At 65.9% G+C, this 13142-nt stretch carries 14 protein-coding genes and 1 tRNA gene; 12 read left to right on the top strand and 3 right to left on the bottom strand.

Going from position 1 to position 13142, the window contains the following annotated elements; all coding sequences use genetic code 11:
* Positions 1-103 precede the first annotated feature (103 nt).
* From ffh to GSQ92_RS30905, 12 genes are all read left to right on the top strand, one after another.
* Positions 104-1507 (top strand): signal recognition particle protein, encoded by a 1404-nt coding sequence (gene ffh, locus GSQ92_RS10920; RefSeq protein WP_158805232.1) that lies wholly within the window; start codon positions 104-106, stop codon positions 1505-1507.
* A gap of 61 nt (positions 1508-1568) precedes the next feature.
* On the top strand, positions 1569-1904 hold the full coding sequence (rpsP, locus tag GSQ92_RS10915) for a 30S ribosomal protein S16 (protein WP_158805233.1): 336 nt from the start codon (positions 1569-1571) through the stop codon (positions 1902-1904).
* A 26-nt stretch (positions 1905-1930) separates the two neighbouring features.
* Entirely contained in the window at positions 1931-2485 is a 555-nt protein-coding gene (gene rimM, locus GSQ92_RS10910) for a ribosome maturation factor RimM (protein ID WP_158805234.1), read from the top strand.
* A complete protein-coding gene (trmD, locus tag GSQ92_RS10905; RefSeq protein ID WP_159013438.1) occupies positions 2482-3225 on the top strand; it encodes a tRNA (guanosine(37)-N1)-methyltransferase TrmD in 744 nt (247 codons plus the stop codon). Before rimM ends, trmD begins: the two co-directional genes overlap by 4 nt.
* A gap of 38 nt (positions 3226-3263) precedes the next feature.
* Positions 3264-3692, top strand: a complete 429-nt coding sequence (gene rplS, locus GSQ92_RS10900; protein ID WP_158805235.1) for a 50S ribosomal protein L19 — start codon at positions 3264-3266, stop codon at positions 3690-3692.
* A gap of 160 nt (positions 3693-3852) precedes the next feature.
* Positions 3853-5265: a 3-isopropylmalate dehydratase large subunit gene (gene leuC, locus GSQ92_RS10895; protein ID WP_158805236.1), complete on the top strand. Its 1413-nt coding sequence runs from the start codon at positions 3853-3855 to the stop codon at positions 5263-5265.
* Positions 5265-5885 carry a 3-isopropylmalate dehydratase small subunit gene (leuD, locus tag GSQ92_RS10890; RefSeq protein WP_158805237.1) on the top strand — a complete coding sequence of 207 codons (621 nt, stop codon included), beginning with the start codon at positions 5265-5267 and terminating at the stop codon, positions 5883-5885. Before leuC ends, leuD begins: the two co-directional genes overlap by 1 nt.
* Before the next feature lie 269 nt (positions 5886-6154).
* Positions 6155-7264, top strand: a complete 1110-nt coding sequence (gene leuB, locus GSQ92_RS10885) for a 3-isopropylmalate dehydrogenase (protein WP_158805238.1) — start codon at positions 6155-6157, stop codon at positions 7262-7264.
* Between the two features lie 63 nt (positions 7265-7327).
* A tRNA-Arg gene (locus tag GSQ92_RS10880) sits at positions 7328-7404 on the top strand.
* 62 nt (positions 7405-7466) lie between these two features.
* Positions 7467-7733, top strand: a complete 267-nt coding sequence (locus GSQ92_RS10875) for a hypothetical protein (protein WP_158805239.1) — start codon at positions 7467-7469, stop codon at positions 7731-7733.
* Between the two features lie 2 nt (positions 7734-7735).
* A complete protein-coding gene (locus GSQ92_RS10870) occupies positions 7736-8896 on the top strand; it encodes a serine hydrolase (protein ID WP_159013437.1) in 1161 nt (386 codons plus the stop codon).
* 117 nt (positions 8897-9013) lie between these two features.
* The gene (locus tag GSQ92_RS30905; protein ID WP_254065858.1) at positions 9014-9256 is read left to right on the top strand and encodes a hypothetical protein; all 243 of its coding nucleotides are present in this window, start codon (positions 9014-9016) and stop codon (positions 9254-9256) included.
* Positions 9257-9343: 87 nt separating this feature from the next.
* On the opposite strand, the gene GSQ92_RS10860 is transcribed toward GSQ92_RS30905, so the two are convergent.
* The 3 genes from GSQ92_RS10860 to GSQ92_RS10850 form a co-directional block, all read right to left on the bottom strand.
* Complete coding sequence (locus GSQ92_RS10860) at positions 9344-10072, bottom strand: hypothetical protein (RefSeq protein WP_158805241.1); 729 nt, start codon at positions 10070-10072, stop codon at positions 9344-9346.
* A 75-nt stretch (positions 10073-10147) separates the two neighbouring features.
* Positions 10148-11899 (bottom strand): ABC transporter ATP-binding protein, encoded by a 1752-nt coding sequence (locus GSQ92_RS10855; RefSeq protein WP_159013436.1) that lies wholly within the window; start codon positions 11897-11899, stop codon positions 10148-10150.
* 15 nt (positions 11900-11914) lie between these two features.
* On the bottom strand, positions 11915-13093 hold the full coding sequence (locus GSQ92_RS10850) for a CCA tRNA nucleotidyltransferase (RefSeq protein ID WP_159013435.1): 1179 nt from the start codon (positions 13091-13093) through the stop codon (positions 11915-11917).
* Positions 13094-13142: the final 49 nt, after the last annotated feature.

Raw genomic sequence — 13142 nt, 5'->3', positions numbered from 1 at the left:
CTATTCCTTGACTCCTGCCCCGGCGCGGGGCACACCCCGCCTCCTCTGATCCGCCGCCCCGCGAGTGTTCGCGCAGCGGCGCGATCGCTTATGGAAGCTCGGGATGTTCGAAAGCCTCTCCACCAAGCTGAACACCGTCTTCGACCGCCTGCGCGGCCGCGGTGCGCTCAGCGAGACGGATGTCATGGAGGCGATGCGGGAAGTCCGCCTCGCGCTGCTGGAGGCTGACGTCGCGCTGCCGGTGGTGAAGGACTTCATCACCAAGGTGCGGGAACGCGCGGTCGGCGCCGAGGTGCTTCGCTCCGTCACGCCGGGCCAGCAGGTCGTCAAGATCGTCAATGACGTGCTGGTGGAGGCACTGGGCGGCGAGGGCGCGGTTCCGCTCAACATCAATACGCCTGCGCCGGTGCCGATCCTGATGGTCGGGCTTCAGGGTTCCGGCAAGACCACCACCGCCGGCAAGATCGCCCTTCAGCTTCGCACCCGAGAGCGCCGGAAGGTGCTGCTGGCGAGCCTCGATACACAGCGGCCAGCGGCGCAGCTTCAGCTCGCCCAGCTCGCCGAGCGGGCGGAAGTTGCCAGCCTGCCGATCATCCAGGGCCAGACGCCGGTGCAGATCGCCGAGCGCGCCATGGATACCGGGCGGCGCGAAGGCTTCGACATCGTCATCCTCGATACCGCCGGCCGCCTTTCGATCGACGAAGTTCTGATGGCCGAGGTCAAGGCCATCCGGGACGCGACGCGCCCGGCCGAGACGCTGCTCGTGGTCGATGCCATGACCGGCCAGGATGCCGTCAACACGGCCCGCGCCTTCAACGATGCCCTGGGCGTGACCGGCATCGTGATGACACGCATGGATGGCGACGCCCGCGGCGGCGCCGCGCTTTCGATGCGCGCCATTACCGGGGCGCCGATCAAGCTCACCGGCTCGGGCGAGAAGATCGATGCGCTGGAGATCTTCCATCCGGAACGTGTCGCCAGCCGCATTCTCGGCATGGGCGACATCGTCGGGCTGGTCGAAAAAGCCTCCGACACGATCGACCAACAGGATGCCGAGAAGCTCGCCGCCAAGATGGCGAAGGGCAAGTTCGACCTGGAGGACTACGCGTCCCAGCTACGCCAGATCGGGAAGATGGGCAGCCTGTCCGGCATCGTCGGCATGCTGCCGGGCATGGGCAAGATCAAGGAGCAACTCGCCGGCGCCAATCTCGACACCACGATCCTGAAGCGTCAGGCGGCCATTATCGGCTCAATGACGAAGAAGGAGCGGCAGGTGCCCGACATCATCAAGGCCAGCCGCAAGAAGCGAATCGCCACTGGTGCGGGTGCGACCGTGCAGGAGGTCAACCAGCTTCTCAAGCAGTTCGACCAGATGACGACGATGATGAAGCGCATGAACAAGCTGGGCCAGAAGGGCCTGATGCGTGGCGGCCTGGGCGCCCTGATGGGCGGCATGGGTGGCGGTGGCGGCGGAATGATGGGCGGCGGTGGCCGCCGTCCGCACTGAGTTTTCCAAACTATCCGGCCGTAGGCCGGTTCTCGACTGAATGACCAACAGGAGTGTTTGAATGTCTGTGAAGATCCGGCTGGCCCGCGCGGGCGCGCATAAGCGTCCCTTCTACCACATCGTGGTGGCCGACAGCCGCAGCCCCCGTGACGGCCGCTTCATCGAGAAGGTCGGCAGCTACAACCCGATGCTGCCGCAGGAGCATGCCGACCGCATTCTGCTGAAGCACGACCGCATCGCTCATTGGCTGAGCAATGGTGCGACGGCGACCGATCGCGTCGCGCGCTTCATCGGTCATGCCGGTCTCGCCCCGATGCCCGCGTGGCGCGAGCAGCCGTTGCAGTCCGCGCCCAAGAAGAAGGCGCAGGAGCGCGCCAAGGCCGCCGCCGCGGCCTGAACCAGTCCGGGGAGCTGAGGCACGTCTTGCCTGAAGACCGCATCCTGATGGGCGTGATCGGCCGGCCGCACGGTGTGCGCGGGCTTGTCCATGTCCAAAGCTATACGGCCGATCCCGCGGCGCTCGCCGATTACGGCGTGCTCGCGGATGATCGCGGCCGGCGCTTCGTGCTGCGCTGGCAGAGCGAGGGCGTCGCGCGCCTGGCCGAGATCAGGGACGGGCAGGAAGTGCCTCTCGCCGACCGCAACGGGGCGGAGGCGCTGACCAATACGCGCCTTTATGTCGCGCGGGACGCGCTGCCGGTGGCCGAGGCGGATGAGTATTACCTCGCCGATCTCATTGGTCTCCGCGCGGAAGACGCCGCTGGAACACCGCTGGGCGAGGTGACAATCGTCCATGACTATGGCGCCGGCACCAGCCTGGAGATTGCCCGGCCGCAGGCGCCGCCGCTCATCCTGCCGTTTACGGCGCAGGCGGTGCCGGTTGTGGATGTGCCCGGCCGCCGCATCGTGGTCGATCCGCCGGTGACGCTTGATGGCGAAGTGCCCGCGCCGCAACACAGCGAGTCGGTGTCGCCGTGAGCTGGCACGCCACCATCCTGACGCTCTTCCCCGAGATGTTTCCGGGGCCGCTGGGCGCTTCGCTCGCCGGCCGCGCCTTGGCCGAGGGGCTGTGGCGGCTGGAGACGGCGGATATCCGCGCGCATGGCCTCGGCCGTCATCGCGCGGTGGACGACACGCCTTTCGGTGGCGGGGCCGGCATGGTCATGCGCCCCGACGTGACCGCGACGGCGCTTGCGGCGCATCGGCGGGCCGATGACGCGCGGCCCTTCGTTTACCTCACGCCGCGCGGCCGCCTCTTCACCCAGGCCGATGCGCGGCGTTTCGCGGCGGGTCGCGGTATCGTCCTGCTCTGCGGGCGCTACGAGGGGCTGGACCAGCGCGCCATCGAGGCGACCGAGGCGGAGGAAATCAGCATTGGCGACTACGTGCTGTCCGGCGGCGAACCGGCGGCGCTGGTGTTGCTGGACGCCTGCCTGCGGTTGCTGCCCGGCGTCATGGGTGCCGCCGCGAGCGCCGAGGAGGAGAGCTTCGCCGAGGGCCTCCTCGAATACCCGCATTACACCCGCCCAGCGGAATGGGAGGGGCGCGCCGTGCCGCCCGTTCTGCTCTCGGGCGATCACGCCGCCATCCGTGCCTGGCGCCGCGCCGAATCCGAGCGTGCCACGCGGGAGCGGCGGCCAGATCTTTGGGATCGCTATCGGCAGGGGCGCATGGCAGGCCGCCACGCAGACTCCGCCGCATCTGTTGCAACGGCCTAGCCCGGCCCGTAAGAACCGCTTCACGAGAGGATTTTCCCATGAACCTACTTCAGACGATCGAGGCGGAGCAGATTGCTCGCCTGACCGAGAAACGCGCCGTCCCGACCTTCCAGGCCGGCGATACGCTGCGCGTGATGGTTAAGGTGGTTGAGGGCGAGCGTAGCCGGACACAGGCTTTCGAAGGCGTCTGCATCGCGCGTTCGAACAAGGGCCTGAACAGCAACTTCACCGTGCGCAAGATCAGCTATGGCGAAGGCGTGGAGCGTGTCTTCCCGCTGTATGCGCCTTCGATCGCCGAAATCATCGTCGTGCGCCGTGGCGACGTGCGCCGCGCGAAGCTTTATTACCTGCGTGATCGCAGCGGCAAGTCGGCGCGTATCGCCGAGCGCGCTCGTGAGCTTCCGACCGAGACAGCGGCCCCGAAAGCGACACCGGCCGCGCCGGCCGCCGAGCCCGCTTCCGCCTGAACGGCGCCTGCCGCAAGGCAGGTATCGGCCGATCCTGGTCGCGTCGTGGTCGGTTTAGGCCGACCATCCACGTTTTCGCTTGCTTCGAGGAAGACGTGGCTCCTCGGCTTCGCCGAGGGTTAGCGGCTGGCTCACTCGAAGCGAACGCTAGGAGAGGACCATGTCGGAGACCCGGCCGCGTACCCTGTTCGACAAGATCTGGGACGACCATGTCGTCGAGCGGCTCGAGGACGAGACCTGCCTCCTCTATATCGACCGCCACCTCGTCCATGAGGTGACGAGCCCGCAGGCTTTCGAAGGTCTGCGTGCCGCCGGCCGCAAGGTTCACGCGCCGCAATCGACCATCGCAGTGGTTGACCACAACGTGCCGACCAGCGACCGCAGCCAGGGCATCAAGGAGCCCGAGAGCCGGTTGCAGGTTGAAACCTTGCAGGAAAATGTCCTGGAATTCGGCGTGCCGTTCTTCGATGTGCTCGACCGTCGTCAGGGCATTGTCCACATCATCGGCCCGGAGCAGGGCATCAGCCTGCCCGGCATGACGATCGTCTGTGGTGACAGCCACACCTCGACACACGGCGCGATGGGGGCCCTAGCCTTCGGCATCGGCACCTCCGAGGTCGAGCATGTGCTGGCGACTCAGACGCTACAGCAGAAGCCGGCGAAGAACATGCTGGTCCGCGTCGAGGGCACGCTGCCCCCAGGCTGCACGGCCAAGGATGTGGTGCTCGCGATCATTGGCAAAATCGGTACGGCCGGCGGCAACGGCCATGTCATCGAATATGCCGGTTCGGTCATCCGCGCGCTCGACATGGCCGGGCGCCTGACGGTCTGCAACATGTCGATCGAGGGCGGCGCCCGCGCCGGGCTCATCGCGCCGGACGAGACGACCTTCAACTATATCAAGGGCCGCCCCTTCGCCCCCAAGGGCGAGGATTTCGACCGCGCCGTGGCTTATTGGCGTACGCTGCCCTCAGATCCCGGCGCGCATTACGACACTATCGTCGAGATGGACGGTTCCGAGATCGCGCCCATGGTCACCTGGGGCACGAACCCAGAGGCCGTGTTGCCGATCACCGGCTCCGTTCCGAATCCCGAGGATACGCTGGACGAGGCCAAGCGGGCGCAGGTGCAGCGCATGCTGGAGTATATGGGTCTCACGGCCGGCATGAAGCTGACCGATATCCCCGTGGACGTCGTCTTCATCGGCAGTTGCACCAATGCCCGCATCGAGGATCTGCGCGCCGCGGCAGGCGTGGTGCGTGGCCGCAAGGTGGCGAACACTGTGCGCGGCCTCATCGTTCCTGGCTCGGGACTGGTGAAGAAGCAGGCCGAGGATGAAGGGCTGGACCAGATTTTCCTCGACGCCGGCTTTGAGTGGCGGGAGGCGGGCTGTTCCATGTGCCTCGCGATGAATCCGGACAAGCTGATGCCCGGACAGCGTTGCGCCAGCACCTCCAACCGCAATTTCGAGGGGCGGCAGGGCCAGGGCGGACGCACGCATCTTCTATCGCCCGCGATGGCGGCGGCGGCGGCGGTGACGGGCCATCTGACCGATATCCGGGAGCTGGTGTGATGCAGGCTTTCACGACGCTGAGCGCCATCGCGGCACCGCTGCCGATGGCGAATGTCGATACGGACAAGATCATTCCGGCCCGCTTCCTCAAGACCATCAAGCGCAGCGGCCTCGGCCAATACCTTTTCGCGGGTCTTCGCTATGACGATGCTGGCGGGGAGCGGCCCGAGTTCGTGCTCAACCAGGAGCCGTTCCGCCATGCCGAGATCCTCATCGCCCATGAGAATTTCGGCTGCGGCTCCTCGCGTGAGCACGCCCCTTGGGCGCTGCTCGATTTCGGTTTCCGCTGCGTGATCGCGCCAAGCTTCGCCGATATTTTCAACAACAACTCCTTCAAGAACGGCATCTTGCCGGTGGCAGTGCCGCGCGAGGTCTGCGACCAGTTGATGGAAGACGCCAAGCTCGGCGCCAATGCCCGCATCACGGTCGATCTAGGTCGCCAACTGGTTATCCGGCCGAGCGGTCAGGAGATTCCCTTCGCGGTCGATCACTTCCGCCGCCATCTGCTGCTCAACGGCCTGGACGATATTGGGCAGACCATGCAACGCACCGCCTCCATCGCTGGTTACGAGAGCCGGCGTCTGGTGGCGAAGCCGTGGATGCCCGTCATCGCGGTCTAGAGCGGGATGAGTGTGGCTCGACGCGCTGCTCGTCCCACCGCGTCATGCTCGGCGAAGGCCGAGCATCCGCGTCTTCCTTCGACGAAGGTGAGGCGTGGATGGCACGCCTTCGCGTGCCATGACGGAACTCTGGGACGCGGTTCAATATCAGATCAGTAGGCCTTAACGCCGCGCCCCTCCGGTCCTCGTGGACGATAAACCACGGCGGGGTGGGGTGTCGCTTCGCTATCGTCTAAACGAGGCAGAAGAAACGGAAGGCTCGACAACCTATGCCCTCGAACAAGAAACTGTTGATCCTGCCTGGCGATGGCATCGGCCCCGAAGTCACGCGGGAAGTGGTGAACGTCATCGAATGGCTCGACCGTCGGCGGATCGTGAGCTTCGATCTTTCGGAGGCCCTGGTCGGTGGCGCGTCCATCGAAGCGAATGGTGTGCCGATCACCCCCGAAGTGGTTGCCCGCGCGAAAGGCTCCGATGCGATCCTGTTCGGTTCCGTCGGTGGCCCGCAATGGGACCGGCTGGGCTTCGACCTGCGGCCGGAACTGGCCATCCTCACCCTGCGCCGTGAGCTTGGCCTCTTCGCCAATCTGCGGCCGGCGACGGTGCTCGATCCGCTGATCGACGCGAGCACGCTGAAGCCCGACGTGGTTCGCGGCCTCGACCTCATGATCGTGCGGGAGAGCACCGGCGGCATCTACTTCGGCGAGCCGCGTGGCGTCGAAACGATGCCGGACGGGCAGAAGCGCGGCATCAATACCGAGGTCTATTCCACGAACGAGATCGAGCGCGTCGCCCGCGTCGCTTTCGACCTTGCCCGCACCCGCGATAACCGCCTGTGCTCGGTCGAGAAGGCCAATGTCATGGAGAGCGGCTTGCTGTGGCGCCAGATCGTCACGGCGCTGGGCGCGCGCGACTATCCGGATGTCCAGCTCAGCCACATGTATGCCGATAACTGTGCCATGCAGCTGGTCCGCAATCCCCGGCAGTTCGACGTCATCGTCACCACGAACCTTTTTGGCGACATCCTGTCGGATCTCGCCTCCATGCTGACCGGCAGCCTCGGCATGCTGCCTTCGGCGACCCTAGGGGCGCCCGATTCCTCCGGCCGGCGCCTCGCTTTGTATGAGCCGATCCATGGCTCGGCCCCCGACATCGCGGGCCAGGGCGTGGCCAATCCGCTGGCGCAGACGCTCAGCTTTGCGATGCTGCTGCGGTATTCGTTCGGCATGAAGGAAGAGGCGGCGCTGGTTGAGAATGCGGTCAATAACGTGCTGGCAAGCGGTATGCGGACCGCCGACATCATGCAGCCGGGCAAGGCAAAGGTCGGCACGCGTGTGATGGGAGACGCGCTTTTGCGGGCTTTGGACAAGGCGGCGTGACGGACCCGCGCCGAAGCCCCCTTGCGGCTCGGGATAGGTTTCGCTAAATCGCCGCACCGGCACGCACCCGTAGCTCAATTGGATAGAGCACCAGACTACGAATCTGGGGGTTAGGAGTTCGAGTCTCTTCGGGTGCGCCACTGGCCTTCGCGTAAACCAGGCCGGGGGCCGGGCGGCTCGGCTAGCAATGGAGCCGCCAGCCATGACCAGCGACGACGCCAATCCCGCATTCGGCCGCGCCCGATCGGAGATCGAGCCACTCGATATCGACGCTTATCTCGGCATGGCTCGCGCTCATAGCGCGACCGATGATAGCCGGAAGTGGGTCGAGGACCTCGAAGACATCATCCGCGTCGCCTGGCGCCTCATGACCGAGGAGCAGAAACAGGCATTTCGCGGCGATCCCGAGATTCTCGCAATCTCCGAAGCCGCCGGCGATTTCGCCGACGACCAGCAAGCCGGCTTTTAGGGGTGGTCTCGGCGGAAGAGGCGGGCGCCGCGCTCGATGCGGTGGTTGCCCGGGCGATCGAGGCTGGCCGCATCGTCGGCACGGTCATCCTCATCCACAAGGACGGCAGGCTGCGCTACCGCGCTGTAGCGGGTCTTGCGGATCGGGAAGAGAAACGCCCGATGGCCGAGGATACCGTCTTCCGCCTGGCCAGCATGACCAAGCCCATCGTCTCGGTCGCCACTCTGGCTTTGGCCGAAAGCGGGGTGCTCGGCCTGGACGACGCGGTGACGCGCTTCCTGCCGGATTTTCGTCCACGCACCGCTGAAGGTGAGACGCCCGAGATCACCATCCGGCACTTGATGACCCACACCGCTGGCCTCTCCTACGGCTTCCTGCAGGAGGGCGAGGGGGTTTATCGCCGCGGCGGGATTTCGGACGGGATAGATCGGCCAGGCATCTCTTTGGAGGAAAATCTGCGGCGTATCGCCGTGCTGCCGCTGGGCTTCGTGCCGGGCAGCCGCTGGCACTATTCGCTCGCGACTGACGTGCTGGGTGCCGTGTTGGCGGCGGCGACCGGCCTCAGCCTGCCCGAGGTCATAAGCGACCGCGTGACGCGGCCTCTGGCGATGGCCGACACGCATTTCCTGGCGCCATCGCCCGAGCGGCTGGCGACGCCGTATGCCGATGGCGAGCCCCTTGGCACACCGGCTCGCCGGATGACGGACCCATTCGTGCTTCAGCCGCTCGAAAGCGGACCGGTCCATTTCTCGCCGGGTCGCGCCACCGATCCCCAGGCCTATGCCTCAGGCGGCGCTGGCATGGTTGGGACGGCGGCGGATTATATGCGTTTCCTGGAAGCGCTACGTCTTGGCGGCGCGCCCGTATTGCGGCGCGAGAGCGTTGCCGCACTAATCGCGGATGCTGTGCCTGCGCTCGAGATCGACATTGCCGGACCGGGATGGGGCTTCGGGGTCGGGGTCGGTCATCTGCGGGATCCGGCGGCGGCGGCCACAGCGATGACTGTTGGCAGCTGGAACTGGGGCGGGGTTTACGGCACGAGCTTCTGGGTGGACCCGGCCGAGGGGCTGAGCGCGGTCGCGCTGACCAATACCGCCGTCGAGGGCACCAACGGCGACTTCACCCGCGATATCGTCGCGGCGGCTTACCTCGGGAAGGTGTGACCGGTCACGGGAAGGTGAAGTGGCGCGCGAGTGCGTCGTTGTGCAAGCTATTGGCGGAACGATGACAATTGCTGGCGCGCCCCCAGATTGTGAGGCCACCACTCGACGGAGATTGCGATGACTTCCTCTTTTGTGTTCGGCAGATTGATGCGTGCCAGTGCGGCCGTGGCGTTTCTCGGCGGCGCGGGTTTTGGTCTTTCAGGCTGCAACACCGTCCATGGTGCCGGCAAGGATCTCTCCAACGCCGGCACAGCGACGGGCAACGCGGTCAACACGGCAGGCACCGCTACGGGCAATGCCGTCGACAGTGCCGGCAATGCGGTTAGCAACACCGCGAATAACGTCCAGCAGAAGATGTAATCAAGCATGCGGCCTGCGCCTGGGGCGCGGGCCGCATGCTGTGACGTACAGGAAATGATCTAAGTCAATCCAGTTAAGCTCGAGCGGTCAGTCACCCATCATTCGCATCCATCGGTTTTGAGGATGCCGGGCCGCTTGCATTCCTTGCGGAACCTGGACAAATCCCGTTCCGTATGCCGGCCTATCGTGGTGCTGCCGCGACGGCTCCTGGCGCCGAATCTTTTCGACCTCTCCCCAGATTGCCCCCTCATGGGCGTCGCCGAGCATTGTCGATAATTGGCGAAAATCGTTCTCCACGCTTCGCGTTAGAACCTTAAGTAGCTCGCGATTTTCGGCAGCGTCGATGAACGTCTTTACGCGGCGGTCAAGAATTTCCCCGTGTTGCTTGAGCGCTTCTTGATTGTCTACCTGACCAGTCACATGCTGCCATGCGATGGAAGCATGATGGTAATTAGCCTCGTCACGATCGATCGGCCTCGTCCCAGACGGTGGGGTGCGCTGCTTTAATTTCAATATAAATTGCGCGCGCAGAGAGTCGCTATACGCTTTCCCGAGATTTTGTGAATAGTCTTTGACTCCGCCCTTGAGTCTGGCGTGTGTTCGGCTCCCTGTGGTGTGCGATATAACGCGGTTCTTCAGCCGTCGACCCAACTTATTATACTCGTCAACAAACTCCTGAGCCCTTGCTTTGATCGCATTGTAAGCAGGGCTCGTCTGGTCTCGAGCGTTGCGGTTGATCGGGAGCACAAAGGGCGATGCCGAGTCAGGCGGTGGACTCAGTGGGACTCTTTGGGTTTGCTGAATGGTGGGGAACACGTAATCGCTCCTGGTTGCGCTGGTCTGGCTGATGTCCAGACTCGCGCTAACCACTTGCGATCGTGTTAAGCGCCGTCAGACCATGAGGGCCTGCGTCCGCACCAGGCGCGCGTACATGCCGTCCTGCGCGATCAGCTCGGAATGAGTGCCGCTTTCCATCGCCCGTCCCTCCGCCATCACAACCACAAGGTCGGCGTCACGCACGGTTGAGAGGCGATGGGCGACGATGATCGTGGTGCGGCCCTGGCGCAGCCTGCTGAGGGCCGCCTGCACGGCGGCCTCGCTTTCGGCGTCGAGCGCACTGGTCGCCTCGTCGAGCAGCAGAATGCGCGGGTTGCGCAGGAAGGCGCGGGCCAGCGCCACGCGCTGCCGTTGGCCGCCGGAGAGGCTGGTGCCGTTGTAGCCGACGGGGGTGTCGCCGCCCTCCGGCATGGTGGCGATGAAGCCGGCGGCGGCAGCGGCCTCGGCGGCCTCGGCGATTTCCGTTTCGCTCGCGACCGGCCGGCCCATGCGAATATTGGCGAGGATCGTGTCGTTGAACAGAAGCGAATCCTGGCCGACATAGGCGATGGCGTCGCGCAGGCTCGCCATGGTCACGTCGCGGATATCGGCGCCGTCGATGCTGATGCCGCCGCCCTCCACATCGTAAAGGCGCGGGATGAGGGCCAGGGCAGTGGATTTGCCCGCGCCGGAAGCGCCAACCAGCGCCACCGTCTTGCCGGGCTCGGCGGAGAAGGAGAGCCCCTGCAATCCCGGACGGCCATCGGGATAGGTGAAAGTCACCTCATCGAAGCGCAGCGCGCCGTGACCCGAGGGGAGCGGTCTCGCGCCGATGCGTTCGGTGATGAAGGCTGGCTCGTCCAGCACGGTGAAGGACCGCGCGAGTCCCGCCAGCCCCTCCTGCACTGCCGCGTTCAGTGAACCCAAGGCGCGCAGGGGACGAGAGGCGAGCAGGAGTGCCGCGAGGAAGCCGGAGAAATTGCCGAGCGTCGCGGCACCGGCGGCGGCGCGCCAGCCGGTGAAGCCGATCACCAGCGCGATGGTGGTGCCAGCCAGCACCTCAAGCACCGGATCAACGCGGGCGCGCGACCGAACCATGCGCAGCAGTGCGCGGTAGAGCTGCGAGAAAGCGTCCTGCGCGCGCTCCCGTTCGACACCCTCGAGCCGATAGGCCCGCACCGTGCGGCTCTGCGCGAAGCTCTCGTTGAGCATGGTCGCCGCCTCACCCATGCGCTCCTGCATGCTGCCGGAGGCGCGGCGCACGCGCTTGCCGATGCGCTGCATTGGCAGAGCGGCGAGGGGATAGAGCGCGGCGGCGATCAGGCTGAGCACCCAATCCATGTAGAACATCGAACAAACCAGCCCGACCACCGTCATGGCGTCGGAGACGCCGCTGACCGCACGGGTCAGCGCCTCCCGGATCGTCGCGGCATCGGTCGTGAAACGGGCGGCGAGCTGTGCGGGCGGCTCGCGCTCAAGCCGCGCCAGGTCAGCGTCCATGAGATGGCTGAACATGCGGTTCTGCAAGTCGCGGATGACCAGCAGCACGAGGTTCTGGGTGGCGACAGACTGGCCGAACTGCACCGCCGCCTTGAAGCCGGTAACGATGAGAACCTGGATCGGGATTTGGTAGAGGATCCGGCGGTCCTTGCGCGCGAACATATCGACCGCCTGATCGATCACCGCCGGGTAGAGCGCGGTGATGCCGGCGACGAGCAGCGTTAGCAAGCCGACGACGAAGAGGCGTCCCTTGTACTGGCGGAGATATTCGCGCCAGAGGCGAGCGACGAGCGCGCGGGTCGATTCATCCGTGGGGAGCGTCTTCATCTGCGGCCGCGTGTATCAAGAAGCGGACGCCGCGACCACCCTGGCCAATTCGGCCCGGCAGGCTTCCGCGTCGTCCACGCAGCCTCGCGCGAGCCACCAGGCTCGCACCTGTCGCATGACCTGGCCGACTCTAGGGCCTTGGGTGAGACCAAGCGCGACCGCATCGCGGCCTTGCAGAGGGAAGACCGGCGGCGTCATGGCCATCAATCGCTGGCGCAGCGCGCGGCTTTCGGGTGCCGATGGGTGGCGCAACAGCGATCGGCCGACCAGGATGGCGGGCTCGGTTTCGGCCATGGCCCTCCTCAACTCCGCGCCATCAGCGGTGGACGTCGGCACTGGTCCCGTCAGTAGGGCGAGCAGGCGCTCGCGCTCGGCGACCGAGAGCTTCAGCCGTGCCGCCACGGCGCCTGCAGCGGTGCTTGTGCCCAGCAGTGCCGCGAGACGGAGCACAGCGTCGGCTGGCGCGTCGGTGTCGAGGCGGCCGATCGCTTCTGGCGTGGCACCTTCGGGAAACAGAGCCGCCAGCACGCCGAGTTCGGCCATGAGGCGAAGAACCGGTAGCGGATCGGCGGTGCGGAGGATCTTCGCCGTTTCGCTCCAAACCCGCTCGGCGGATAGCGAGCCGAGCCGTGGCGCGGCGTCGGCTAGGGCAGCGCGCGTTTCGGCATCCGGTGGCGTTCTCCCGTAGCGGCCCTGGAAGCGAAAGTACCGCAGGGCGCGGAGATAATCCTCGGCGATCCGCGCCGCTGGACTGCCCACGAAGCGAACGCTTCCGGCGGCGAGATCGGCCGCGCCGCCGAAATAGTCGTGGAGCGCGCCATCGCGCTCCATCGACATGGCGTTGATGGTGAAGTCGCGGCGGGCCGCATCCTCCCGCCAATCCTCGGTGAAGGCGACGATGGCGTGGCGGCCATCGGTCTCCACATCGCGGCGGAGGGTCGTGACCTCGAACGCGCTTTGCCCCGAGAGGGCTGTCACGGTGCCATGAGAAATTCCGGTCGGCAGAGCCCGCAACCCGGCCCGATTGAGCGCTCGCGTGACCTCCTCGGGAGACAGCGGCGTCGCGATGTCGATATCCTGCACCGGCCGCCCTGCCAGCATGTCGCGCACCGCGCCGCCGACGATCCGCGCTCCGGGCAGGACGTCCAGCACGGCCAGAAGCTCGGCATCCGCGAAAGGGGTCGGCAGTGACATGGCACTATCGTTAGCCCGGTCACGCGGTGACAGACAGCCCGTTGAACCG

This window comes from Acidisoma sp. S159, from assembly GCF_009766125.1.
In the GTDB taxonomy this organism is placed as follows: domain Bacteria; phylum Pseudomonadota; class Alphaproteobacteria; order Acetobacterales; family Acetobacteraceae; genus Acidisoma.
Note: the sequence above shows the minus strand (reverse complement) of the source record. Positions and strands in the feature narration are given on the sequence as shown.

What these genes read in the sequence shown, in the direction of transcription:
- GSQ92_RS10850 (WP_159013435.1), bottom strand. Translation starts at nt 13,093, where the DNA reads ATGTCACTGCCGACCCCTTTCGCGGATGCCGAGCTTCTGGCCGTGCTG.
- ffh (WP_158805232.1), top strand. Translation starts at nt 104, where the DNA reads ATGTTCGAAAGCCTCTCCACCAAGCTGAACACCGTCTTCGACCGCCTG.
- GSQ92_RS10875 (WP_158805239.1), top strand. Translation starts at nt 7,467, where the DNA reads ATGACCAGCGACGACGCCAATCCCGCATTCGGCCGCGCCCGATCGGAG.
- GSQ92_RS30905 (WP_254065858.1), top strand. Translation starts at nt 9,014, where the DNA reads ATGACTTCCTCTTTTGTGTTCGGCAGATTGATGCGTGCCAGTGCGGCC.
- leuB (WP_158805238.1), top strand. Translation starts at nt 6,155, where the DNA reads ATGCCCTCGAACAAGAAACTGTTGATCCTGCCTGGCGATGGCATCGGC.
- leuC (WP_158805236.1), top strand. Translation starts at nt 3,853, where the DNA reads ATGTCGGAGACCCGGCCGCGTACCCTGTTCGACAAGATCTGGGACGAC.
- rpsP (WP_158805233.1), top strand. Translation starts at nt 1,569, where the DNA reads ATGTCTGTGAAGATCCGGCTGGCCCGCGCGGGCGCGCATAAGCGTCCC.
- GSQ92_RS10855 (WP_159013436.1), bottom strand. Translation starts at nt 11,899, where the DNA reads ATGAAGACGCTCCCCACGGATGAATCGACCCGCGCGCTCGTCGCTCGC.
- leuD (WP_158805237.1), top strand. Translation starts at nt 5,265, where the DNA reads ATGCAGGCTTTCACGACGCTGAGCGCCATCGCGGCACCGCTGCCGATG.
- rplS (WP_158805235.1), top strand. Translation starts at nt 3,264, where the DNA reads ATGAACCTACTTCAGACGATCGAGGCGGAGCAGATTGCTCGCCTGACC.